This window comes from Agrobacterium sp. ST15.16.055, assembly GCF_027956555.1.
In the GTDB taxonomy this organism is placed as follows: Bacteria; Pseudomonadota; Alphaproteobacteria; order Rhizobiales; family Rhizobiaceae; genus Agrobacterium; species Agrobacterium salinitolerans.
In genome coordinates, this window is the sequence record NZ_JAQKGN010000006.1 from 178,425 (window position 1) to 201,804 (window position 23,380).

Genomic DNA, 23,380 nt, shown 5'->3' on the forward strand with positions numbered 1-23,380 from the left:
CTCTCAGGCGGCGTCCTGCTGCGACTTCCATTCCGGCAGGGGGAAAACCCGGTCGTAGCTCCAGTTGAAGACAAAAGCATAGACCACGTAAAACAGCGCAAAGGAGATATCCATCACCAGCGCGTGGGCAAGGCTGATATTCAGATACCAGGCGATGAAGGGCATCAGCACGATCAGCAGGCCGAGTTCGAAAAGCACCGCGTGGGCAACCCGAATGGCCGGCGTTTTCAGCGTCGTGCCCTTCAGGCGCTGCATGGCGTGGTCGAAGCCCAGATTATAGACATAGTTCCAGATCGTGGCGAGCGTGGCGCTGACGAGGCCGACGATGCCGATATCTTCCATGGGCATGCCGAAAAGCAGCGCGCCCAGGGGAATGACGAGCATGAGGCCGATGATTTCAAAGCTGAGCGCGTGGCGGATACGATCTTGCAGGGAACGCATTTCATTCTCCGGTATATGACCGGGCCGTCCCGCATGCTGTCGCCGATATGGCCGAGGTCGTCCTCGCGCCTGACGATATAGAGCTTTTGGGTGGATTTTTCAAGCGCCGGGTGCTGCTGGCATCCAAGGCGGTGCTTTCATTCTCCTGCACACCAACGGAACCGTGATCGGAACAAGATCGGGGTATTTTCGTTATCGCTGATGGAAGGAGGCGCGCCATGCAGCAGAAACCCTCTGAGGGAAGAACCATCAAGGCCGCCAATGCGGAGAAGGTTTCGACTTATACGCCCAGTCTCATTTCCCTGAAGGGAAGTTACGTGGCGATGATATTTCGAAGACCGCTTTGCCAAAATCCACTGGATGTGCGGGAAAAATAGGACGATGCAATCGCCCCTCGACTTGCCCGCACACCGAAAATGACGACTGCCGACATGATGATGAGCTTTAGATGTCTCTAAAGTGTGATTTTCAATCGGGCCCGTCTCCACATAGACTGGAGATTGCCACAAGAGCGAAGGGAGAATGACATGAAATCAGTTCTCATTATCGCCGCTGTCTTTGGTTTTTCGGCCAGTGCAGCGCTTGCGGAATGTGCAGGTCATCAACAGATCAACGCTTCCGTTCCTGCCGTAGATCGCGAATTCAAAACCGCAAGCATCGTTCCGCCGACAGATCCGGTTGAAAAGCCAGTCGTCATCCTGAAAAAGACCGACCGCCTTCCTGCAACGGTTGCGACGACCGGCGAACCGGAAGCCGCAATGCAGCGCATGCAATAGACAAAAATAATAACCTCTTCATTCTTAAAATCCCGTGCGTGAGGTGATGCGCACGGGATTTTTGCTTTTTGGACGAAGACGGGCCGCCGCTTTCACGGCGTTGCGCCTGCCGGTTATTTGCATCGGCGACTAGCTGTCGAGTTTCAGCGACAGCTGTTTCGGCCCTTCGTTCTTTTTGAGGACGTAAAGCGGCCGGGTGACGATGACTTCCGTTCGCCGTTGCAGCTCACGCCGCCGCTCGAGCGCGCGTTCGCGCATATCGCGGGAGCGGGCGACAACGGAGAGGGCATTTTCTATGGCTGCGTCTGCTGTGTTCATCGCTGACCTCCATAATGTTCACTTTATGTTCTCATTATTGGTGGCTTGTGTCAACACTATGGCAGGGTTGCCGGCAGGCGGTTAGGCGCCTGGCATAACGAGCGGACAGGCGCGCAACAGGCAGTGTCGGGTGCGCGAGGCATCGGCTTTTGCCCCAAACGTCGACCTTCACAGCACAAACCTTGTTCCGGCAGTGTCGACAGGGACACTCCGGACCTGCTGTGTTGATTTTTGCGATGATGTTTCGATGACGCCGGCGCTGATCCGCCCGGCTTCAGGCAGATCAGGAGAGGGGACGTTGATCCGGCGCGGGAATGTCGCCGGCGGACAATAGATCGGTGAGATGCTCGCTGGCGAGCGCGACGATGGCAAGGGCGGCCTGCTGGCGGTTCCAGCCGGCATGTTCGGCTTTTTCCATCAGCTTTTGAATGGATGGCTCCAGCGCGAACTGGCACTCGGCCTGATAGTCCATTGTGTCGATCGAAAGCGACGGGGAATTGATCGAGGCCCGCATCTTTTGGTCTCCCTGTTTTCCGTCATGCTCATCATACGCGAGACGCAAATCGGAACATGTACATTCAGAGGCCGGTGATATCGGGTCTGCTCATGAGCCCCGCATATCACTGGCAGCGAATCCCCCAGCGGCAGGACGTTAGCGGCAAGTCGTAAGCGCTGTCAACGCGTGCGCGGCGGCGATGACGTCGCCGTCCCGTTTTCAGAGCCTTCCGTTCCGGAAAGGCTTTCGCCGCCAGATCAGCAGCGCCATCACATATAGCGCAAAAAGCACGAACCATGTGACGGGCAGCACCATGAAAAGCGCCGCATAAGCGCAATTTCCCTCAAAACAGGAGCCGAGAAATCCAGAATCGGCGAGCGCTGCCGATAATAAAAACGCACATATCCCGCTCCCGACCGCGCCGAGAATAAAAAGCAATATGTTGATGAGCAATCTCATGATCCCGATCATAAGGACGATTGAGACAGCTTTGGGGAAACGGGCGGTGCTGCAGCGAGATTCCTGTTCCTTGCGGATATCGTTGCCGGCGGCAGGGATGCCAATGCCGAAGTGAGGGGCCGCATCCGCACAAAGGATCATGCGATGCTTTAAGTTTGCATCGCAACGTCTTGTCATTTCAGGAGGAATTTGGTGGGTGATGTAGGGCTCGAACCTACGACCCGCTGATTAAGAGTCAGCTGCTCTACCAACTGAGCTAATCACCCGACCGGCACCGTGTGGCGGTGTGAGGGGGCGTATAAAGGGGAAGTTTGGGCTTGTCCAGCGCGGAAATGAAATTTCTTCGATTTTTGTGACGAAAAAATTTCAGTCGCGCTGGAAAATCCTGGAAATCCGCGGTTTTACGGATTTTTTCTTTTCTTTACCCGCGTCTGAAAGCCCGGCCGACAAGGATGAGGATGCAGGCGCCGATGAAGCCGGCGATGAGATAACCGAGCCAACCTTGCAGAACGATTCCAAATACCGAAAGAATGGCGTTGGCGACGATCGCGCCGACGATTCCAAGAAGGATGTTCATGAAAACACCCATATTGCTTTTCATGAATTGTTCGGCGAGCCACCCGGCGACACCACCGATGATGACGGCTGCGATCCAGCCAATGCCAGCAGATTCCATGATTTCCTCCCATGTTGCTGCACCATCGAAGGTGATGATTTTCGTGGTGAAAAGCAAGGCAAACTCCTGAAAACCTCCCTCAATGCGGGTGGTTTTCCGCGCGGCAGGCGCTAAAAAGCCTGATGCGGTGCAAAAAAACGAAAGGCGTGGATGTGCGGTTGATGTTCGGCGGATTGATGGACGGCAGGGTTTTCGACGGCTTGGCGCCGGATCGGCGGCAGAGGAGCGCCATGGCGACGATACTGGCCGTGGTGCTTTTTCTTGCCGGCGGTCTCTTGTCGGCAATGCCGGCCGCAGCGCAAGGGGAAACAACATCGCCCGCGCCGGTGGCTATCCAGGCTTCGACCGTCGAACAGGCGAGGGCGGAGCTGGAGAAATGGAAGGGCGATGTCGCTGCTATCGCCCAACAGGTGGAAGCCGGCGGCCGCGACGATGCGCAGCTAGTGGACCTGAAGGGCCGCGCCGACACCATTGCCGCCGATGCCGCCGCCGCCAACACCAAGCTGCGCACCCGTCTTGACCAGATCAAGACCCGGCTGGATGCGCTGGGTGCGGCGCCTGCGGACGACCAGCCGCCGGAAGCCAGCATGGTGACGGAGGAGCGAAACCGGCTGACGGCGGAACGGGCAGAGGTGAATGCGATTGCCGGCGAGGTGGAGAGCACGGCCACCAATGCCGCACAGATCTCCAACAACATCACCGCCGTTCGCCGCGCGCTTTTCGCCGCCACGCTGTTCAAGCGCACGGAAGTTTCGGCGCAGACGCTGGGCGACGCGTCCTCTGCCTTTCTGACCGAATTGACCAACCTCAACAACGCCTTCAGCAGCTGGGCAGGCTTCGTCTGGAATTACAAGCGCCTGCCGATGTTCGGGGCGGTGATGCTGTCGATCATGGCGGGGCTGCTGTTTCTGGTGGTCGGTTACCGCTTTTTCGGCAGCCGTATGGACCGGCGGGCCTTTACGGGCGAGCCTTCCTATCTGAGACGGCTTTCGGTCGCCTTCTGGTCAACCATGGTGCAGTCGCTGTCGCTGTTCCTGTTTCTCGTCACCTCGGCCTTCTTCCTCGATAATTTCAACGTGCTGCGGTCGGACATCGCGCCTATCCTGTTCGGGGCGATGGCGATCACCGGTTTTGTTTATTTCGTCTCACGACTGAGCTATGCGATCTTTGCGCCGACACAGCCGGAATGGCGCCTTGTGAAGGTATCCAATAAGGGCGCGCATACGCTGTCCTCGGCGGTGTTGCTGATGGCGCTCGTCAATGGTCTCGATTACCTGTTCGGCACGATCAGCGAGACGCTTTATTCGCCGCTGATCGTGACCGTCGCCAAGAGCTTCGTCGCCTCGATCATCATCGGCCTCATCCTGCTCACCGTGTCGTTCCTGCGGCCGGTGATCGGCGAGGGGCAGGATTATGAGACCGGCAACCAGCGCCTGCCGCGCTGGCTCGTCATCCTGCTGCGAGTGGGCGGCCTCGTTCTCATCGGCGCCTGCCTCACCGGCTATGTCGGGCTTGCGCGCTTCCTTGCCACGCAGATCGTCGCCACCGGCGCGGTGCTGGCGACAATGTATATCGGCATTCTCTCGGGCAAGGCGATTTCGCGACAGGGCGCCTTCGCGGAATCTCTTGCCGGTCGTTATCTCGCGCGGCGTTTCGGTCTGGGCGTGGTCGCGCTCGATCAGGCCGGCCTTGCCGCCGGGCTCGGCATCTATATCGTGGCACTGGCCTTCGGCGTGCCGCTCATCCTGTTTTCCTGGGGCTTCCAGCCGGGCGATATCGAAAGCTGGGCTTATCGTCTGTTGACCGGCATCACCGTCGGCAATGCCTCTATTTCGCTGATCGGCATATTTGGCGGCATCCTCGTCTTCGCCATCGGTTACACCATTACCCGCTGGTTCCAGAGGTGGCTGGACAACAACGTCATGGCGCGCGGCCAGGTGGATGCCGGGGTGCGCAATTCCGTCAAGACCGGTATCGGCTATCTCGGTATCGCTGTGGCGGCGATCTTCGGCGTGTCTTCGGCGGGTCTCAACCTCTCCAGCCTGGCGCTGGTGGCTTCCGCCCTTTCTGTCGGTATCGGTTTCGGCCTGCAGAACATCGTCTCGAACTTCGTGTCCGGCCTTATCCTGCTGGTGGAGCGCCCCTTCAAGGTAGGGGACTGGGTGGTGACGGGAACGACGGAGGGCACCGTCAAGCGGCTTTCCGTGCGCGCCACCGAGATAGAAACCTTCCGTGGTCAGTCGATCATCGTGCCGAATTCGGAATTCATCAATTCCTCCGTCGGCAACTGGACACACCGCAACCGCATCATGCGCGCCGAAATACCGGTTTCCGTCTCTTATGATTCCGATCCGCAGCAGGTCATGGATATTTTGCTGGAACTGGTGCGCGCCCAGCCGCCGGTGCTGCGCAATCCCGAGCCACACGTGGAATTCGTCCGCTTCGGTGATTTTTCGCTGGATTTCGAACTGCGCTTCTATCTTGCCGATCTTTCGAACGGGCTCGGCGTGAGAAATGCGATGAGGATCGCCATCCTCAAGCGCTTCCGTGAGGAAGGGATCGATATTCCGTTCCCTCAGCGCAATCTGAATATTCACATGGAGGGCGAAGCCAACCCGCAGATGATGGCGGCGCTGCTTTCGGAAGAGGGCGAAAAAGCGCAGGCGGCCCATACCGGCGCGGCTTCTGCGCCGGAAAAGGAAACGTCGAAAGACGGCAGGGTGACCGAACCGAAGGAGAAGCCGGGCGCGTAAAAGCCTAGATTGCTGTTTGCCTCAGGCGTCGAAGCTATCGGGCATGGATTTGCGGCCTGTCGCCTTCTTTCCGGCGGGAGAAGAAACGAGCCGCAGAGCTGTGCGATCTTCGTCCGGCATGCTCGGCATTTTCACGCCTGTCGCAGCACCCTATGGCCATGTCGCAATCAGGCGGCTGAACGGCCGCCAAGCGCTTCATATTCCTCCCATCCAATGTCGGCGGAATAAGGCAAGGCCGGCGCTTTTCAGGGGTTCTGTAAATGAAGACACATGCACGGGCGGTGGTGATCGGTGGCGGCGTCGTTGGCGTTTCGACGCTTTATCATCTTGCCAAGAAGGGCTGGAGCGACAGCGTTCTCATCGAGCGCAAGGAGCTGACCTCGGGTTCCACCTGGCATGCGGCCGGGCTTCTGCCGTTGTTCAACATGAGCTACTCGGTCGGTCAGATCCACAAATATTCCGTGAAGTTCTATGAGGAGCTTCAGGAAGAGACCGGCATGAATGTCGGCTTCTCCAAGGTCTCGAATATCCGTCTCGCCCGCACCAAGGATCGCTGGGACGAATATATGTATTATGCCGGCATCGCCGAGACCATCGGTGTGCGCGTCAACATGCTGACACCGGAGCAGGTGAAGGAAATCTGGCCGCTGTGTGAGACGGACGGCCTGCTGGGCGCCATCCAGCATCCTGACGATGGTTACATCCAGCCCGCCGATCTGACACAGGCGCTGGCCAAAGGCGCGCGTGACCGCGGGGCGACCATCTATCGCAACACGACAGTCACCGCCATCGAGCAGCTGGAAGACGGTCACTGGAAGGTGACAACGGACAAGGGCGAGATCATCGCCGAACATATCATCTCCTGCACGGGCTCCTTTGCCCGCAAGACCGGCGAGATGGTGGGCATCAATATCCCGGTCATTCCGGTCGAGCACCAATATATCGTCACGGAGCCGCATCCGGCCATTCAGGAACGTCGCCGCCAAGGCCTGCCTGAAATGGGCGTTCTGCGCGAATCCGATTCTGCCTGGTACATGCGCGAAGAGGCGGGTGGCCTGATCCTCGGTCCTTATGAAGTCGGCGCGCCGGTCTGTTATGTCGACGGTCCTTCCGATGACAGTGAATATGAGCTGTTCCAGGAGGAACTCGACCGCCTGATGCCGCATATCGAAACGGCCATGGTGCGTGTTCCGGCTTTCGGCGAAGTGGGCATCAAGAAGGTCTATAATGGTGCGATCGCCTATACGCCTGATGGTAACCCGATTGTCGGCCCTGCACCGGGCCTGAAGAATTTCTGGCTGAACGAAGGCCATTCCTTCGGCATCACCGCTGCCGGTGGTGCTGGCTGGCAGCTGGCCGAGTGGATCGTCGATGGTGAGCCGACGCTCGACCTGATGGGTGTCGATCCGCGCCGCTTCGGCCCCTACGCAACGGAAGGTTACCTCATCGCCAAGAACGAGGAAGCCTATGCCAACGTCTTCACCATGCATTACCCGGATGAAGAGCGCTCCGCCGCCCGTCCGCTGAAGACGACGCCGGTTTATGACCGTCTGAAGAAGCTCGGCGGCGTGTTCGGCTCCGTCTATGGCTGGGAGCGCGCCAACTGGTATGCGCCGGAGGGTTATGCTCTGCGCGAGGAAGACCTCGGCGTTGGCGCCGATGTCATCACCAGCCACAACCATGCGCCGGCTCTGGATGACGGTCGTATCGTTGAAAAGTGGTCGTTCCGCCGTTCGAACTATTTCGAACATGTCGGTAACGAGGTGAAGAATGTGCATCAGAATGTCGGCGTGCTCGATATGTCCGCCTTCGCCAAGATGGAAGTCTCCGGCCCCGGCGCACGGGCCTGGCTGGACAGCATTCTCGCCAATGCCATCCCGAAGAAGCGCGGCCGTATCGCGCTTACCCATCTCCTGACGCCGAATGGCGGCGTGAAAGCGGAATTCACGGTCTATGAATGGGCGCCGGGCCGCTTCTACATGGTTTCGGCCGGTGGTCTCGAAGCGCATGACCATGACGTTCTGCGCCGCCTTGCCCCGACCGACGGTTCTGTGGTGTTGCAGCCGATCACCCAGAAATACGGCGTGCTGGTTCTTGCCGGTCCGAAGTCGCGCGATCTGTTGAAGAAGCTGACACGCACGAGCCTTGAGAACAAGGATTTCCCCTGGCTTACCGGCAAGCAGATTTCCGTCGGCGTGGCGACGGCGCATGCGTTGCGCGTCAACTTCGTGGGCGAACTTGGCTGGGAACTGCACCATCCGATCGAGATGCAGAACTACATCTTCGACCGGCTGATGGAAGCGGGCGCCGAATTCGGGATCAAGCCATTCGGTATCCGCGCCATGGTCTCCATGTCGCTCGAAAAATCCTATCGCAACATGGGCCGCGAGCTGTCGGTGGAATACAACGCCTATGAATCCGGTCTTGATCGCTTCGTGCGCCCGGAAAAATCCTTCATCGGCCGCGATGCGCTAGTGGCTTACAAGGAAGCCGGTGCGAAGTGGGTGTTCTCGACGCTGACCGTGTCTGGCAATACAGACGTCGATGCGCGCGGTTCTGAAGCGATCTTCGATGAGAACGGTGTGCTTGCCGGGCGTGCGACAAGCGGCGGTTTCGGCTGGCGCATGGGCAAATCCATCGCACTCGCCATGCTCAAGCCGGAATATGCGGCCGTGGGCACCAAGCTCAAGATCCGCATTCTCGGCACGTCCTACGATGCTGAAGTGGTGGAAGAGAGCCCGTTCGACACCGATAACGCGCTTCTGCGCGTATAAGACAGAAATCCCCTCCCAAACTTGGAATACGGCCCCTCGCGGGCCGTATTTCCGTTTAAGTAAGCATGTGCTCAACTGATGCTTCAGAAATAGTGCTATTAATCATTCTGAAAAATGAGCCTGCTATCTTACGCTGACATTCGATGGGGGTCGGGACAGAATGAATTTCCTGGGCATAACGGGCATGCAGTATTCGGGCGTGCCTTTTACAAATAGCCGGATTTTGCTGGCTGAAGACAGCAACGTGTTCACCCAGATGGTGAGCAGGCGGCTCAATGAGATGCTGGGCGTTTCCGTGGAGGTATGCCGCTCCTTCGAAGAGTTGCAGGCCTGTTACGAACATTCGTCCGAACCGGTAACGCTCGCCATTTCCAACATCAACCTGCCGGGAGCGGAAAAGGGCGAGGCGCTGGAATATCTGATCGATCTTTCGATCCCGACCATCGTTTTCACCAGCACGTTTCATGAGGCGACGCGCGAAACGCTGATCGCCAAGGATGTGGTCGATTATATTCTGAAGGACAATATTTTCGCCGTGGACATGCTGACGGAATCCGTCTGTCGCTTTCTCACCAACCACCGCCATCATGTGCTGATTGTCGATGACAGCCCGACGGCGCGGGCGCTGCTTTCGAGCCGCCTCAAGCGTTATAATTTCCGTGTCAGCCTGGCGGATAGTGGGGCGAAGGCGCTCGATATCCTGAAGGCCAATCCCGATATCGGCCTTGTGGTCACCGACTATAACATGCCCGATATTGACGGCTTTGAGCTGACGCGGCGCATCCGCACCGTGCGCGGGTCGCATGAGCTGCGCATCATCGGGGTTTCGTCCTCCACCAACCGGCTGCTTTCCGCGCGGTTTTTGAAGGCAGGCGGCAATGATTTCATGCTGCGTCCCTTCATCGATGAGGAGTTTTATTGCCGGGTCAACCAGAACCTCGACACGCTGGTGCAGATACAGCTGGCGAAAGCGGGGGTGAGGCCGGCGGCCTGATCCAACGCTTTCCCCGTTAAAGCTGCGATTCCAGCGGCAGGAAGCGCATGACGCCGGCAACGATGCGGCGGCTGATGGCGGCGTCAGGTTCGCGCCGGTATGTTCTGGTTCGCCCCTGTTCTTCCGTCTTCCAGACGATATGCCTGCCCTTGTCGATTTCCAGCGCGAAGCTCATGCTGGGGCGGATTTCTTTGGCGAATATCTCGTCCATGCGGGCAACCAGCGGGGCTGAGTTGAACACGACGCCCATCTCCGTATTGAGCGAGGCGGAGCGTGGGTCGAAATTGAGCGAGCCGATATAACCGGTCGCGCCATCGCGGGTGAAGGCCTTGGTATGCAGGCTTGCCTGGCCCGAGCCGCGCAGGGTGAAGCTCGCCTGATCCGCCTGCGCGCGCAATTCGTGCAGTCGCACCCCGGCGGCCAGAAGCGGCTTGCGATAGCGGGCATAACCGGCGTGCACGGCGGCCACATCCGTTGCGGCCAGCGAATTGGTGAGGATGGCGACCGAGACGCCGCTTTCCGCAAGTCCTGAAAATATCCCCACGCCCTGTTTGCCGGGAATGAAATAGGGAGAGGTGATGTGAAGGCTGTCGCCTGCCTCCTGCATCAGCGGCAAAAGGCTCTCCATCAGGAAGTTATGGCCCTTGCGGCGCTTTCCCGCCGCCTTCTCCGGTGGGTCGGCCAGCACATCTGCCGATTCGACCCAGTGCAGACGATCCGACATCAGGAAATGATCGCGCCCATGTTGGCTTTCGACCCGTTCGAGATAAGGTTTCGCCGCCTCGCTTTTCGGCAACGCATCCAGTTCGCGCCGTAGCTTTGCAAGCTTGTTGGGCCTGCGTGCGAGCAGCGACCGCACCGGAACGGCAACGGCGCTGTTCCAGTAATCGTCAAAGATTTCGGTGGCATCGGCAACGATGTCGCCGAAACCGAGAATATCGAAATCGTGAAAATTCGCCCGCTCGGCGGCGTCGAAATAGGCGTCGCCAATATTGCGTCCGCCGACGATGACCGCGCGCCCATCGGCAATCCATGCCTTGTTGTGCATGCGCCGGTTGACGCTGCGGAAGCGCAGCACCAGCTCGATGCTTCGATGCAGGATGTTTTCCCGCGCCCGGGTGGGGTTGAACAGTTGCAACTCGATGTTCGGATGGCTGTCGATGGCGTGGAAGATGCGGTCGGAAATGGAAACGCCGAGATCGTCGAGCAGCAGGCGCACGCGCACGCCGCGATCGGCGGCGGCGATGACTTCGCGCATCATCAGCCGCCCGGTGAGATCGGCGTTCCACATGTAATACATGAGATCGAGGCTGCGCCCGGCGGCGCGCGCCGCCGCCACGCGCACCGCAAAGGCATCGAGGTTGGAATGCAGCAGGCAGAGCGCATTCTTCTCATTCCAGCCGTTTTTTATCGATTGCCAGTGCCGGTCCAGCGTTGTCGCGTCTTCGGCAAGGGGCAGGGCGGCGGAAGGGCGCTTGGGAATGGTCCTTTCCCGCTGTTTGCCGATGACGACAAACAGGCTTGGCCCTATGACCAAGAGAAGAATGATGATGAAGACCGTAAATGCAGTCACTTGTTTTGATCGCTCCCGGCCCGAAGAGTATCAGGCGGGATGAAAACGCGCGAGGGGATAAAGCGTTCACGGCACCTCGTGCCATCAGCGTGAAAAAGGCGCGTTTTCCACGCCCGAAAGGGCTTGTGAATCACATAAGTGTGTGCTTATGTGTCGTCATGACAGAGAACGATATTTTCCGGGCGCTGGCCGATCCGACGCGCCGCGCCATTTTCGAAAAGCTGGCGGATGGCGCCATGAACGCTTCCGCCCTGCGTGAGGGGATCGAAATCAGCCAGCCGGCCATGTCGCAGCATCTTTCAGTGTTACGCGGGGCAGGGCTGGTGGTCGAGAAGCGGCAGGGCCGTTTCGTCAATTACGAAGTCGATCCGGACGGGCTGACGCGCATTGCGGCCTGGCTCGGCAAATATCGCGCCTACTGGCCGCAGCGCATTGAGGCTCTCAAACTCCTGCTGAAGGATATGGACCAATGAACAGGCAGACACCGGAAGCGCCTAAAAAGGGCATCGAGCTTGAATATGATCTGGACGAGCCGCCGCAGAAAGTGTGGCGCGCCATCAGCATTCCGGCGTTTCGCGCCATATGGTTGCCGGCGGAGGCGCTGGCGGAAGCGGAAGCAATCGATATCAAGCCCGGCAAAGAAGTGCGCTACAGGTTGCGGGAGGACACGCCGCCATTTCTGGAAAGCACCGTCACCTTCAGGATCGCGGCGAATACCCAAGGCGGTACCAGCCTGCGCATCATTCATGATTTGCCAGTCAATACCGGCCGGATGATAAAGGCCGCCGCAAATCACAACGGTTCGTCGATCAAGCTCGCGGCCTGATCCCTCCCGTTCCCCGACATTTCTTAACGACAGGAGTTCGCCGATGCGCGAAGCGATGCAACTCGTCCCTATGGTAGTCGAACAATCCTCCAGGGGAGAAAGGTCTTTCGATATCTATTCCCGCCTGTTGCGGGAGAGGATCATCTTCCTCAACGGCGAGGTGAACGATACGGTTTCCGCGCTGGTCTGCGCGCAGTTGCTGTTTCTCGAGGCGGAAAACCCGAAGAAGCCGATCCATCTCTATATCAATTCGCCGGGCGGCGTCGTGACCAGCGGTCTCGCCATGTATGACACCATGCATTATATCCGCGCACCGGTTCATACGCTCTGCATGGGAACGGCCCGCTCCATGGGATCGTTTCTGCTGATGGCGGGTGAACCGGGCGAGCGGAGCGCCCTTCCCAATGCCAGCATCCACATTCATCAACCTCTGGGCGGTTTCCAGGGGCAGGCGTCGGACATGCTGATCCATGCCGAAGAGATGCGGCAGACCAAGCACCGCATGACGCGGCTTTACGCCGAACATTGCAAACGCAGTTACGAGAAATTCGAAGCCGCCATGGATCGGGATTTTTTCATGACGGCGGAGCAAGCATTGGAATGGGGCCTGATCGACCGCGTTCTGGGCGTGCGTGAGGATGTTGCGGCGTAGTGCCGGGTACTATCCGCAAGATGTTGCTTCCATATCAAAGCAAAAGGCAGCGCCATACGCTGCCTTTCAAGGGGTGGTCCGGATGATCAGATATCCAGATTATCCGCAAAGGCCGCCCGTTCCTGAATGAAGCGGAAACGGGCATCCGCCTTGGTGCCCATCAGATTGTCGACGGCCTCGCGGGTTCCTTCGAAATCCACGTCGTCGATCTCGACGCGCAGCAGGGTGCGCTTTTCGGGATCCATGGTGGTTTCCTTAAGTTGCGCGGCCATCATTTCGCCGAGGCCTTTGAAGCGGCTGATTTCCACCTTCTTGCCCTTGAACATGGTTTCCATCAGCTCAGTGCGGTGGGCGTCGTCGCGGGCGTAGGCGGATTTCGCACCTTGCGCGATCTTGTAGAGCGGCGGCACGGCCAGATAGAGATGGTTGCCGCGAATGAGTTCCGGCATTTCCTGATAGAAGAAGGTGATGAGCAGCGAGGCGATATGGGCGCCGTCGACATCGGCATCGGTCATGATGATGATGCGCTCGTACCGCAAATCCTCTTCGCGGTACTTTGTGCGCGTGCCGCAGCCCAGCGCCTGGATGAGATCGGCGATCTGCTGGTTGGCGGAGAGCTTTTCGCGGCTGGCGCTGCCGACGTTGAGGATTTTACCGCGCAGCGGCAGGATGGCTTGGTTGGCGCGGTTGCGCGCCTGCTTGGCCGAGCCGCCGGCCGAGTCGCCCTCGACGATGAAAAGCTCAGCGCCTTCTGCGGTGTTCTGGGCGCAATCCGCCAGCTTGCCGGGGAGGCGTAGCTTGCGCACGGCGGTCTTGCGATTGACTTCCTTTTCCTTGCGGCGGCGCAGGCGTTCTTCGGCGCGCTCGATCACCCAGTCGAGCAGCTTTGCCGCTTCGCCCGGATTGCCGGCGAGATAATGGTCGAAGGGATCGCGTAGCGCGTTTTCGACGATGCGCTGGGCCTCGACGGTTGCGAGCTTGTCCTTGGTCTGGCCGACGAATTCAGGCTCGCGGATGAAGACGGAGAGCATGCCGGCGGCCGAGATCATCACGTCATCGGTGGTGATGTCCTTGGCGCGCTTGTTCTGCGTCAGGTCCGCATAATTCTTCAGGCCCTTGGTGAGCGCGATGCGGAAGCCCGCCTCATGCGTGCCGCCTTCAGGGGTCGGGATGGTGTTGCAATAGGAATGGATCTGCGTGTCGCCGCCATACCAGGTGACTGCCCATTCCAGCGCACCGTGGCCGCCGGTCTTTTCCGTGCGGCCCGAGAAAATTTCGCGGGTGACGGTGAATTCCTTGCCGAGCGTGGCGGCGAGATAGTCCTTCAGGCCGCCGGGGAAATGGAACACGGCCTTTTCGGGGATTTCACCACCGGCCGGCACCATGCCGGGATCGCAGCTCCAGCGGATTTCAACGCCGCCGAACAGATAGGCCTTGGAGCGGGCCATGCGGAAGATGCGGGCCGCCTCGAATTTCGCGTGATCGCCGAAAATTTGCGGATCGGGATGGAAACGCACGCGGGTGCCGCGACGGTTGTGCACGTCGCCCAGCTCTTCCAACGGACCGATCGGCAGGCCGCGCGAGAAACGCTGGCGGTAAAGCTTGCGGTTACGCGCCACTTCCACTTCCAGAAGATCGGAGAGCGCATTGACCACGGAAACACCGACGCCGTGCAGGCCGCCGGATGTCTCATAGGCCTTGCCGTCGAACTTGCCGCCGGCATGCAGCTTGGTCATGATGACTTCGAGCGTCGACTTGCCCGGCACCTGCGGATGGTTTTCCACGGGGATACCACGGCCGTTATCGGTGACGGTCAGGAAACCTTCCGTATCGAGATGGACCTCGATGAAATTGGCGTGGCCGGCGACGGCCTCGTCCATGGAGTTGTCGATGACTTCGGCAAAAAGGTGGTGCAGCGCCTTTTCGTCCGTGCCGCCGATATACATGCCCGGGCGCATGCGCACGGGCTCAAGCCCCTCGAGCACGCGGATCGAGGACGCGCCGTAGTCGTCACCGGTCGGTGATACGGGGGCGGGCGGCGTCACGGCCGCAACGGCTGCGGGTTTCGGCTGCACATTCGCGTTGGCGGGCACGTTGGCGGCCGCGGTCACCGGCGTCTTTGCGGCATCCCCGTTCGTTTCCGTATCGCTGTTTCGTGCTGCCGGAAGACCGGAGAAGAGATCGTTGCTGTCGTCCATCATGTCCAAAGTTCAAAAGCGTGTGTCAGAATTTCGCCATGCGAATCATTATGCCAGTAGCGTCAATCATAACGCCAAACGCGGTTCCCGTCCGATTCAAGGGTCCGTCTGGCAAACGCGGCGCATCCTATGCCACGATTGTGTCAGGGTTTCGCAACAGGAGGATTGCGCTGCCGGCTTTGCGATGGCAAGTCTCGCAGCCACGAATGAACGGTTAGCCAAGGCATGTCCACAGCTCATTTCACGTTTTGTACTCTTTTTAGCCTGACTGTGGCGGCAATGCCGGTTGCGGCTTCTGCCGCTGATGGGCCGCTGCGTCCCTTCAAGGATGAGCTGTTTTCCGCCCATACGGTGCTTTCCAGCGGCGATGGCGGCGCGTCCGAGGTCATCGACTATCAGGAAATGCGCGATATCAACGGTCGCGACGAGGTGCCGGAACGCCGGGTGAAACGACAATATGTCGATATGACGCCGAAGAAGGCGCAGGCGCTCGAAACCGTTTCCGCCGGGGGCAGGGCGCTTGAGGTCGGTCGCGTCGGGCGGGCGAGCGGCCAGGCCTTCACCGTCATCTTCATCCACGGGCGCGGCGGTGACCGGCGGCTCGGCATGAACGACTACACCTTCGGCGGCAACTTCAACAGGCTGAAAAATCTGGCTGTTGCCAATGGAGGCACCTATTATGCGCCAAGCGTTCGTTCCTTCGATGAGAACGGCGTTGCCGATATCGCGGCGCTGATTGCGGATGCGGCCGGAAAGTCGGGCGGTAAGCCTGTTATTCTGACCTGCGCCTCCATGGGTAGTTTCATCTGCTATGGCATCAGCCGTGACAAGGCGGCCGTCGCCAATCTCAAGGGCATGGCGATCCTCGGTGGGGCGGTCGATCCGGATTTTCCGAAAAGCGCCTTTGCAAAGGCGAAGAAGCCGGTCTGGTTTACCCACGGCAGCGCCGACAAGGTTTATTCGGCCGATCAGCAGGCGACGATCTTCCGCACGTTGTTGAAGGCTGGCGAGCCGGCGCGGTTCACGCGTTACGAGACCGGCAGCCACGGAACGCCGGTGCGCATGACCGACTGGCGGGCGGTCTTGAACTGGATTTTGAGCCGTTAGGGGAGCATTCAGGGCGTCCTCACGACAAACTTTTCAAATTCGCCGCTGGTTTTAACCCTTGCACCGCTTTTTTGTACCAATTGTCGCTGCCTGCGGCTAAAGGAATATCCGGGAAAATTCCGGCAGAGCTTCTGTCGTGATCAAGGGCCTCTGGAGGCCGAGGGTTGGAGCGCCGCCAGCGGCGCTGCTAGACAAAGGGAATGGGATACGCATGACGCCGAATGTTCGACCGCTTGTAGCCGGAAACTGGAAGATGAACGGCACACGTGCCTCGCTCGATCAGATCAAGGCCATGGCAGAGGGCGTCAAGGGCGCGCTTTCCCAGAAGGTGGATGCGCTGATCTGCCCGCCTTCGACCTTGCTTTATGTCGCCACCGCGCTCTGCGATGACAGCCCGCTGATGATCGGCGCTCAGGATTGCCACCAGAACGCCTCCGGCGCGCACACCGGCGATATTTCCGCTGAGATGATCGCCGACTGCTTCGGCACCCATGTCATCGTTGGTCATTCGGAGCGCCGCACCGACCATGCCGAGACCGATCATCTGGTGCGCGCCAAGGCATCCGCCGCCCATCAGGCCGATCTCATCGCAATCGTCTGCATCGGCGAAACGGCGGATGAGCGCAAGGCGGGTCAGACGCTCGATATTCTCAAGCGCCAGCTCGCCGGCTCCCTGCCGGATGAGGCGACGGCGGAAAATACCGTCATCGCCTATGAGCCCGTGTGGGCGATCGGCACGGGTCTGACACCCACCGTGGACGATGTGCGCGAGGCCCATGCCTTCATGCGCGACGAACTCGTCAAGCGCTTCGGCGACGCCGGCAAGACCATGCGCATCCTCTATGGCGGCTCGGTGAAGCCCGCCAATGCGCTGGAGTTGATGGGTGTTGAAAACGTCGACGGCGCGCTGATCGGCGGTGCGAGCTTGAAAGCCTCCGACTTCCTGTCCATCTATGCGGCATACGAGCAACTGACGGCTTGATCTGAGCTTTCCTGCGAGTGGAGCGGGAAAGGGGCTTGGAATAAGCCTTCGCCTCATGTAAAGAGCCGCGAAACCTTCTTTGTAGTGCTCCGCGCGGGGCATGGAATGGATTGTCATGCAGACCGTTTTGATTGTTATTCACCTCATGATCGTGCTGGCGCTTGTCGGCGTGGTCCTGATCCAGCGTTCCGAAGGCGGCGGCCTCGGTATCGGCGGCGGTTCGGGCTTCATGTCCGCGCGCGGAACGGCCAATGCGCTGACGCGCACCACGGCGATCCTTGCCGCGCTGTTCTTCGCGACCTCGCTCGGCCTCGGTCTCCTGACGCGCTACGAATCGCGCCCGACCGACATTCTGAACCGTATTCCGGCCACGCAGGGCCAGGGTAACGGCATTCTCGACACGCTCGGCCCGTCAACGACGCCGTCGACGCCCGCTCCGGCTGAGAATGGCGTTCCGACCAATGGTGCAGCCGCACCGGCTCAGACGACCCCGGCTCCGGCCGCTTCCGGCACGGCCGCGCCGGCCCCGGCGCAGCCAGCCGATCCGAACGCAGTTCCGACCGGTCAATAAGCCCGGTTTTGATTTAACGCTCCGGCAGGCCAAAAGCCTGCCGGTTTTCTTTTGTTCGCATTCCGGCTCGCCCCATCGCAGATTCGTCAACAGCGAATTTTCGAAACAATGAAATTTTGGCTGGCGGAATCAGAGGTAAAAAGGTATCCGGTGAATCCCATGGCGCGATATGTATTCATCACAGGCGGCGTGGTCTCCTCTCTAGGCAAGGGCATCGCCGCGGCAGCACTCGGAGCTTTGTTGCAATCCCGTGGTTATCGGGTGCGGCTTCGTAAACTCGACCCCTATTTGAACGTCGATCCCGGCACCATGAGCCCGACACAGCACGGCGAAGTGTTCGTGACGGATGACGGTGCCGAGACGGACCTCGACCTTGGCCACTATGAACGCTTTACCGGGCGTTCAGCCACCAAGACCGACAACATCACGACCGGCCGCATCTACAAGAACATCATCGACAAGGAACGGCGCGGCGATTATCTCGGCGCGACCGTTCAGGTCATTCCGCATGTCACCAACGAGATCAAGGATTTCGTCACCGAAGGTAATGACGATTACGACTTCGTCATCTGCGAAATCGGCGGCACGGTGGGTGATATCGAGGCGATGCCGTTCATGGAGGCGATCCGTCAGCTCGGCAACGACCTGCCGCGCGGCACGGCGATCTATCTTCACCTGACGCTGATGCCCTATATTCCGGCAGCCGGCGAGCTGAAGACCAAGCCGACCCAGCATTCCGTCAAGGAGCTGCAGGCGCTCGGTATTCATCCCGACATCCTCTTGGTGCGCGCCGACCGGGAAATCCCGGAAGCCGAACGCCGCAAGCTTTCGCTGTTCTGCAACGTGCGTCCTTCCGCCGTCATCCAGGCACTGGATGTGGCGAATATCTACGACGTTCCGATTGCCTACCACAAGGAAGGCCTCGATTCGGAAGTGCTGGCCGCTTTCGGCATCGAGCCGGCGCCGAAGCCGCGTCTGGAACAGTGGGAAGAGGTTTGCAACCGCATCCGCACGCCGGAAGGCGAAGTGACGATTGCGATCGTCGGCAAATATACCGGTCTCAAGGACGCGTATAAGTCGCTGATCGAGGCGCTGCATCACGGCGGCTTTGCGAACCGCGTCAAGGTCAAGCTGGAGTGGATCGAGTCGGAAGTCTTCGAAAAGGAAGATCCGACGCCCTATCTCGAAAAGGTCAACGGCATTCTGGTGCCGGGCGGTTTTGGCGAGCGCGGTTCGGAAGGCAAGATCATGGCGGCACAGTTCGCGCGTGAGCGCAACGTGCCCTATTTCGGCATCTGCTTTGGCATGCAGATGGCGGTCGTTGAAGCGGCCCGTCATTTGGCCGGCATCGAACATGCCTCCTCCACCGAATTCGGGCCGACGTCCGAGCCGGTCGTTGGTCTGATGACCGAATGGGTGAAGGGCAACGAGTTGGAAAAACGCTCCTCCAAGGGCGATCTCGGCGGCACGATGCGCCTCGGCGCCTACAAGGCGGCGCTGAAGAAAGACACCAAGATCGCCGAGATTTACGGCTCCACGGATATTTCCGAGCGCCACCGTCACCGCTATGAGGTGAATGTGGACTACAAGGACCGTCTGGAAGAATGCGGCCTCGTCTTCTCCGGCATGTCTCCTGACGGTGTCCTGCCGGAAACGGTGGAATATCCTGACCATCCGTGGTTCATCGGCGTTCAGTACCATCCGGAACTGAAGAGCCGCCCGCTTGACCCGCATCCGCTGTTTGCCAGCTTCGTTGAGGCGGCGGTGGAGCAGAGCCGGCTGGTTTGACGGTTTGAATGAGATGAAGAGGGCCGCGACAGCGGCCCTTTTTTGTTGGGTGATACCTTCCCTCCGTCATCCTCGGGTCAAGCCCGAGGATGACGTTGAGTATTGGCGGAAAGCTTGTCAGCTGTGCGAGGTAGTGTCATGGGCTTCCAGCAAACAAAAAACGGGCCCGAAGGCCCGTTCTGCATTCCATCAAAATCCAAACCGATTACTTCGGCCCGATCATGTTCTCCGGGCGCACATACTGGTCGAACTCCTCGTTGGTGAGGTATCCGCCGCCAACGGCCTCGTCGCGCAGCGTCGTGCCGTTCTTGTGCGCGGTCTTGGCGATCTTGGCGCAGATGTCGTAGCCGAGCTTGCCGTTCAGCGCCGTCACCAGCATCAGCGAGTTTTCGACGCCCTTTTTGATGTTGTCTTCGCGGGCCTCGATGCCGACGACGCAATTGTCGGTGAAGGAGACGGCGGCGTCGCCCAGAAGCTGGACCGACTGCAGGAAGTTGTAGGCCATCATCGGGTTATAGACGTTGAGCTCGAAGTGACCCTGCGAACCGGCGAAGGACAGTGCTGCATTGTTGCCGAAGATGTGGGCGCAAACCTGCGTCAGCGCTTCCGACTGGGTGGGGTTGACCTTGCCAGGCATGATCGACGAGCCGGGTTCGTTTTCCGGCAGCGAGAGTTCGCCGAGACCGGCGCGCGGGCCGGAGCCGAGGAAGCGGATGTCGTTGGCGATCTTGAAGAGCGCAGCCGCAGCCGCATTGATCGCGCCATGGGAGAAGACCATGGAATCATGCGAGGCGAGCGCTTCGAACTTGTTCGGCGCGGTGACGAAGGGCAGGCCGGTGATCTTGGAAATTTCCTCTGCGACCTTTTCGGCAAAACCAACCGGAGCATTGAGGCCCGTGCCGACGGCGGTGCCGCCCTGGGCGAGCTTGGAAAGCGCGGGCAGGGTGGTTTCGATGTTGGCGATGGCGGAGGCGACCTGCGCGGCGTAACCGGAGAATTCCTGGCCGAGCGTCAGCGGCGTTGCATCCTGCGTGTGGGTGCGGCCGATCTTGATGATCTTCTCAAACTGCTTGACCTTGGCTTCCAACGCCTTGTGCAGGTGCTTGAGGCTCGGCAGCAAGTGATGAACGATCTCTTCCACGCAGGCGATATGCATCGCAGTGGGGTAGGTGTCGTTCGAGGACTGGCTCATATTGACGTGGTCGTTGGGGTGCACGGGCTTCTTGGTGCCCATTTCGCCGCCGAGCATTTCGATTGCGCGGTTGGAAATCACCTCATTGGCGTTCATGTTGGACTGGGTGCCGGAGCCGGTCTGCCAGACGACGAGCGGAAAATGCTCGGTCAGCTTGCCGTCGATCACTTCCTGCGCGGCGGCGATGATGGCCTCACCGATCTTCGGGTCGAGGCCGGCAAGCGCCATATTGGCGCGGGCTGCGGCCTGCTTGACGATGCCGAGCGCGCGAACGACAGAGGCGGGCTGCTTTTCCCAGCCGATCTTGAAGTTGCCGAGCGAGCGCTGCGCCTGGGCGCCCCAATAGCGATCGGCCTGAACTTCAATGGGTCCAAATGTATCGGTTTCCGTCCGTGTGGCTGTCATCAATCTTGCCTTTTTCCTCGTTTTCCTCCGCCAAAACGGCGCCTTCGCCCGCCTTGCGCGGCCGATATATAGAATCATCGCGCCGGCAATGAAAGCGCTGCAATGCGGCGCAGGCAGATATTTCCCGCCGCGCAAAAGCGATTTCGCCGTATGGCGCGGCGCGGGGCGAAAAAGGTGCCGGCGTGTCATTTTTACTACGACGCGAAATGGCCGGCGAACCGGGCTTTCCGGGGTGCCGTGATGAGCTGATGGGGCAGGGCAAAGTGAATGAAATAAATAGAAATTTAACCATTCTCGCCAATTCTGGAAATTACGTTTTTATGGCTTTGGCTGTATTATAAGGTTCATTTCGGCACGGTTGTGGGCTTTTTCGCGTTTTCTTTTCAACTGGCCGTCTATCGGCTAGACAGGCATGAAACTGATGCCCGCCTTTTGCTGGCGGTGCTGGGTGCTACGAGGATCAAATTGCAAGTCACATCTGGAAAAACATCGGCAGCACTGGTGCTGGCTCTCGGTCTTTCCGTTTCCACCGCTCTTCCCGGCAGTGCCGGGGCGGTAACGTTGATGGACCTCCTGCGCGGTGGCCCCGGTAAGATCGCGCGGGATCGCGGCGAGTTGCCGCCGGCCGGCATCGTTACCTCACCCTCCGGATCGAGTGCGGGCCAAAGCGCCGATGCTTCCGATCCCGAGCCATTGCCGCGTGTTTCAGGCCCGCGCTATTACAACTACAAGGCGGATTCGGCCCGTGCGGTAAACACGGCGAATTTCGGTGAAGGCCTTGCCAATCTGAAGTTTAGCGCCACCCCTGAGATCGCCAAGGCACTGGAAGCCTATTACGGCGCCGGCGGCAAGACGCTGTGGGTTTCGGAAGGCGAGCTGACCGCGCGCGCCAACGCTGTCATCGCCTTTCTCGAGACGGTCGATGAAAGCGGCCTCGATCCGGCCGATTACAGCATTTCGCCACCGGCAAAGGATGTGACGGCCAGCATCACCAATGCTTCCGGCGCGGCTGCAACCGCTACGACGGTGGAGATGGCCTCGGCGCCCGTGTCCGACGCCTATCAGCGGGCCCAGATGCAGTTCGAGCTGGCGCTTTCCGCCAAGGTTCTGGCCTATGTTCAGGATACGACCCGCGGCCGTGTCGATCCGAACCGGCTTTCCGGCTATCACGATTTCAAGCGCAAGACGGTGAACCTCGCACCGGTGCTGAAGCTTGCCGGCCTGAGCCCCGATGTTGCCGCGTATCTGCGCAGCCGTGAACCGTCGAGCGCCGAATATCTGGCGCTGAAGGCTGAACTTGCGCGCCTGCGCGACGAGGGCGATGCAGCGCATGTCGTCCGCGTTCCTGCCGATCTGTTGCTAAAGCCGGGCAATAGCAGCGCGGATATGGCCAATGTCGTCATGGCCATCGAACATCGCGCTTCGCCTGCCTTCAAGGCCGAGCATGCGGCAATCATTTCCGCTTACCAGCAAACGCCGGACTATACGCCCGATCTCGTCGATCTGGTGAAGGCGTTCCAGAGCGAAAACGGCCTGAAGCCGGACGGCGTTATCGGCCGCGCGACCGTGCGCGCCATGGTCGGCGAAAGCAATGACGCGAAGATCGCCAAGGTGCAGGTGGCCATGGAGCAGATCCGCTGGCTTCCGGCCGATCTCGGCCAGCGCTATGTCTTCATCAACCAGCCGGCGTTCATGGCCTACTACCACAATGACGGCATGGAACAGTTCGGTATGAAGGTGGTCGTCGGCTCCAAGGCCAACCAGACCTATTTCTTTCAGGACCAGATCCAGACTGTCGAGTTCAACCCCTATTGGGGTGTGCCGCAGTCGATCATCGTCAACGAGATGCTGCCGAAGCTACGCCGCGATCCGTCCTATCTCGACCGGCTCGGTTACGAAGTGCAGGTGGGCGGCCGTGCGGTCTCTTCCACCAGCGTCAACTGGTATGGCTCCACCAACGCCGTTTCCGTGCGCCAGCCGCCGAGCAGCGACAATGCGTTGGGCGATCTGAAAATCCTGTTCCCCAATGCACATGCCATCTACATGCATGACACGCCTGCCAAGAGCTTCTTCAACCGCGACATGCGGGCGCTGAGCCACGGCTGTATCCGCCTCGTCGATCCGCGCCGCATGGCCGCCGCCGTTCTTGGCACCAGCGTCGACAAGGTCGGCGAGCAGATCGCGTCGGGCAAGAACCGCGCCGTTCAGGTGCCGGAGAAGATTCCGGTCTACGTGGCCTATTTCACCGCGTGGCCGGACAAGGACGGCAAGGTGCAGTTCTTTGACGATGTCTATGATCGTGACAGCTATGTGCAGAAGGCCTTTGCCGTGACGACGAAGGCGCGGGCTGCGTCGATCTGATCGGCATATCGTCAAGAGAAAAGCGCCGGAAACGGCGC

21 protein-coding genes and 1 tRNA gene are annotated in these 23,380 nt (G+C 59.6%); 13 read left to right on the forward strand and 9 right to left on the reverse strand.

Going from position 1 to position 23,380, the window contains the following annotated elements; translation table 11 throughout:
* Positions 1-3: 3 nt before the first annotated feature.
* A complete protein-coding gene (locus PL599_RS11990; protein WP_137410448.1) occupies positions 4-441 on the reverse strand; it encodes a PACE efflux transporter in 438 nt (145 codons plus the stop codon).
* A gap of 218 nt (positions 442-659) precedes the next feature.
* Here PL599_RS11990 and PL599_RS11995 point away from each other — a divergent pair, with 218 nt between their 5' ends.
* Both PL599_RS11995 and PL599_RS12000 read left to right on the forward strand, forming a co-directional pair.
* Positions 660-818, forward strand: a complete 159-nt coding sequence (locus tag PL599_RS11995; protein ID WP_162854283.1) for a hypothetical protein — start codon at positions 660-662, stop codon at positions 816-818.
* Between the two features lie 150 nt (positions 819-968).
* The gene (locus PL599_RS12000) at positions 969-1,217 is read left to right on the forward strand and encodes a hypothetical protein (protein WP_003524756.1); all 249 of its coding nucleotides are present in this window, start codon (positions 969-971) and stop codon (positions 1,215-1,217) included.
* Positions 1,218-1,346: 129 nt separating this feature from the next.
* On the opposite strand, the gene PL599_RS12005 is transcribed toward PL599_RS12000, so the two are convergent.
* From PL599_RS12005 to PL599_RS12025, 5 genes are all read right to left on the reverse strand, one after another.
* A complete protein-coding gene (locus PL599_RS12005; RefSeq protein WP_077982204.1) occupies positions 1,347-1,535 on the reverse strand; it encodes a hypothetical protein in 189 nt (62 codons plus the stop codon).
* Between the two features lie 283 nt (positions 1,536-1,818).
* A complete protein-coding gene (locus tag PL599_RS12010; RefSeq protein WP_077982205.1) occupies positions 1,819-2,049 on the reverse strand; it encodes a hypothetical protein in 231 nt (76 codons plus the stop codon).
* A gap of 201 nt (positions 2,050-2,250) precedes the next feature.
* Complete coding sequence (locus PL599_RS22790) at positions 2,251-2,502, reverse strand: hypothetical protein (protein WP_137410446.1); 252 nt, start codon at positions 2,500-2,502, stop codon at positions 2,251-2,253.
* Between the two features lie 178 nt (positions 2,503-2,680).
* Positions 2,681-2,756 (reverse strand) — tRNA-Lys (locus PL599_RS12020).
* A gap of 155 nt (positions 2,757-2,911) precedes the next feature.
* Complete coding sequence (locus tag PL599_RS12025; RefSeq protein WP_269824717.1) at positions 2,912-3,166, reverse strand: GlsB/YeaQ/YmgE family stress response membrane protein; 255 nt, start codon at positions 3,164-3,166, stop codon at positions 2,912-2,914.
* A 122-nt stretch (positions 3,167-3,288) separates the two neighbouring features.
* Here PL599_RS12025 and PL599_RS12030 point away from each other — a divergent pair, with 122 nt between their 5' ends.
* From PL599_RS12030 to PL599_RS12040, 3 genes are all read left to right on the forward strand, one after another.
* On the forward strand, positions 3,289-5,919 hold the full coding sequence (locus PL599_RS12030; RefSeq protein WP_269824651.1) for a mechanosensitive ion channel family protein: 2,631 nt from the start codon (positions 3,289-3,291) through the stop codon (positions 5,917-5,919).
* Between the two features lie 260 nt (positions 5,920-6,179).
* On the forward strand, positions 6,180-8,693 hold the full coding sequence (locus PL599_RS12035) for a GcvT family protein (protein WP_077982206.1): 2,514 nt from the start codon (positions 6,180-6,182) through the stop codon (positions 8,691-8,693).
* A 160-nt stretch (positions 8,694-8,853) separates the two neighbouring features.
* Complete coding sequence (locus PL599_RS12040; protein WP_089153216.1) at positions 8,854-9,687, forward strand: response regulator; 834 nt, start codon at positions 8,854-8,856, stop codon at positions 9,685-9,687.
* Between the two features lie 16 nt (positions 9,688-9,703).
* On the opposite strand, the gene PL599_RS12045 is transcribed toward PL599_RS12040, so the two are convergent.
* The gene (locus tag PL599_RS12045; protein ID WP_191218243.1) at positions 9,704-11,260 is read right to left on the reverse strand and encodes a phospholipase D family protein; all 1,557 of its coding nucleotides are present in this window, start codon (positions 11,258-11,260) and stop codon (positions 9,704-9,706) included.
* A 158-nt stretch (positions 11,261-11,418) separates the two neighbouring features.
* Between PL599_RS12045 and PL599_RS12050 the strand changes: the two genes are divergently transcribed.
* Genes PL599_RS12050 through PL599_RS12060 form a run of 3 tightly spaced genes read left to right on the forward strand, consistent with a single transcriptional unit; the run spans position 11,419 to position 12,738 of the window.
* The gene (locus PL599_RS12050; RefSeq protein ID WP_003524773.1) at positions 11,419-11,733 is read left to right on the forward strand and encodes an ArsR/SmtB family transcription factor; all 315 of its coding nucleotides are present in this window, start codon (positions 11,419-11,421) and stop codon (positions 11,731-11,733) included.
* A complete protein-coding gene (locus PL599_RS12055; protein WP_269824650.1) occupies positions 11,730-12,086 on the forward strand; it encodes an SRPBCC family protein in 357 nt (118 codons plus the stop codon). Before PL599_RS12050 ends, PL599_RS12055 begins: the two co-directional genes overlap by 4 nt.
* Positions 12,087-12,129: 43 nt before the next feature.
* Positions 12,130-12,738: an ATP-dependent Clp protease proteolytic subunit gene (locus PL599_RS12060; RefSeq protein WP_077982209.1), complete on the forward strand. Its 609-nt coding sequence runs from the start codon at positions 12,130-12,132 to the stop codon at positions 12,736-12,738.
* An 86-nt stretch (positions 12,739-12,824) separates the two neighbouring features.
* Here PL599_RS12060 and parE read toward each other — a convergent pair whose 3' ends face one another.
* Complete coding sequence (gene parE / locus PL599_RS12065) at positions 12,825-14,939, reverse strand: DNA topoisomerase IV subunit B (RefSeq protein ID WP_137410439.1); 2,115 nt, start codon at positions 14,937-14,939, stop codon at positions 12,825-12,827.
* Between the two features lie 222 nt (positions 14,940-15,161).
* On the opposite strand from parE, the gene PL599_RS12070 reads away from it, so the two are divergent.
* The 4 genes from PL599_RS12070 to PL599_RS12085 all read left to right on the forward strand — a co-directional run bounded on the left by PL599_RS12070 (position 15,162) and on the right by PL599_RS12085 (position 19,384).
* Positions 15,162-16,043 (forward strand): alpha/beta fold hydrolase, encoded by an 882-nt coding sequence (locus PL599_RS12070; RefSeq protein WP_269824649.1) that lies wholly within the window; start codon positions 15,162-15,164, stop codon positions 16,041-16,043.
* 211 nt (positions 16,044-16,254) lie between these two features.
* Positions 16,255-17,025, forward strand: coding sequence for a triose-phosphate isomerase (gene tpiA, locus PL599_RS12075; protein ID WP_077982212.1), 771 nt, complete (start codon positions 16,255-16,257; stop codon positions 17,023-17,025).
* Positions 17,026-17,140: 115 nt separating this feature from the next.
* Complete coding sequence (gene secG, locus PL599_RS12080) at positions 17,141-17,596, forward strand: preprotein translocase subunit SecG (protein WP_137410437.1); 456 nt, start codon at positions 17,141-17,143, stop codon at positions 17,594-17,596.
* 150 nt (positions 17,597-17,746) lie between these two features.
* Positions 17,747-19,384: a CTP synthase gene (locus tag PL599_RS12085; RefSeq protein ID WP_162520379.1), complete on the forward strand. Its 1,638-nt coding sequence runs from the start codon at positions 17,747-17,749 to the stop codon at positions 19,382-19,384.
* 205 nt (positions 19,385-19,589) lie between these two features.
* Here the strand turns inward: PL599_RS12085 and fumC are convergent, their stop codons facing one another.
* On the reverse strand, positions 19,590-20,981 hold the full coding sequence (fumC, locus tag PL599_RS12090) for a class II fumarate hydratase (protein ID WP_269824648.1): 1,392 nt from the start codon (positions 20,979-20,981) through the stop codon (positions 19,590-19,592).
* 501 nt (positions 20,982-21,482) lie between these two features.
* On the opposite strand from fumC, the gene PL599_RS12095 reads away from it, so the two are divergent.
* The gene (locus tag PL599_RS12095; RefSeq protein ID WP_269824716.1) at positions 21,483-23,342 is read left to right on the forward strand and encodes a L,D-transpeptidase family protein; all 1,860 of its coding nucleotides are present in this window, start codon (positions 21,483-21,485) and stop codon (positions 23,340-23,342) included.
* Positions 23,343-23,380: the final 38 nt, after the last annotated feature.

Coding starts and splice junctions, on each gene's coding strand:
- PL599_RS12035 (WP_077982206.1), top strand. CDS start 6,180: ATGAAGACACATGCACGGGCGGTGGTGATCGGTGGCGGCGTCGTTGGC.
- PL599_RS12010 (WP_077982205.1), bottom strand. CDS start 2,049: ATGCGGGCCTCGATCAATTCCCCGTCGCTTTCGATCGACACAATGGAC.
- PL599_RS12005 (WP_077982204.1), bottom strand. CDS start 1,535: ATGAACACAGCAGACGCAGCCATAGAAAATGCCCTCTCCGTTGTCGCC.
- fumC (WP_269824648.1), bottom strand. CDS start 20,981: ATGACAGCCACACGGACGGAAACCGATACATTTGGACCCATTGAAGTT.
- PL599_RS12025 (WP_269824717.1), bottom strand. CDS start 3,166: ATGGAATCTGCTGGCATTGGCTGGATCGCAGCCGTCATCATCGGTGGT.
- secG (WP_137410437.1), top strand. CDS start 17,141: ATGCAGACCGTTTTGATTGTTATTCACCTCATGATCGTGCTGGCGCTT.
- parE (WP_137410439.1), bottom strand. CDS start 14,939: ATGATGGACGACAGCAACGATCTCTTCTCCGGTCTTCCGGCAGCACGA.
- PL599_RS12040 (WP_089153216.1), top strand. CDS start 8,854: ATGAATTTCCTGGGCATAACGGGCATGCAGTATTCGGGCGTGCCTTTT.
- PL599_RS11990 (WP_137410448.1), bottom strand. CDS start 441: ATGCGTTCCCTGCAAGATCGTATCCGCCACGCGCTCAGCTTTGAAATC.
- PL599_RS22790 (WP_137410446.1), bottom strand. CDS start 2,502: ATGATCGGGATCATGAGATTGCTCATCAACATATTGCTTTTTATTCTC.
- PL599_RS12050 (WP_003524773.1), top strand. CDS start 11,419: ATGACAGAGAACGATATTTTCCGGGCGCTGGCCGATCCGACGCGCCGC.
- PL599_RS12070 (WP_269824649.1), top strand. CDS start 15,162: ATGTCCACAGCTCATTTCACGTTTTGTACTCTTTTTAGCCTGACTGTG.
- PL599_RS12000 (WP_003524756.1), top strand. CDS start 969: ATGAAATCAGTTCTCATTATCGCCGCTGTCTTTGGTTTTTCGGCCAGT.
- PL599_RS12060 (WP_077982209.1), top strand. CDS start 12,130: ATGCGCGAAGCGATGCAACTCGTCCCTATGGTAGTCGAACAATCCTCC.
- PL599_RS12030 (WP_269824651.1), top strand. CDS start 3,289: ATGCGGTGCAAAAAAACGAAAGGCGTGGATGTGCGGTTGATGTTCGGC.
- tpiA (WP_077982212.1), top strand. CDS start 16,255: ATGACGCCGAATGTTCGACCGCTTGTAGCCGGAAACTGGAAGATGAAC.
- PL599_RS11995 (WP_162854283.1), top strand. CDS start 660: ATGCAGCAGAAACCCTCTGAGGGAAGAACCATCAAGGCCGCCAATGCG.
- PL599_RS12055 (WP_269824650.1), top strand. CDS start 11,730: ATGAACAGGCAGACACCGGAAGCGCCTAAAAAGGGCATCGAGCTTGAA.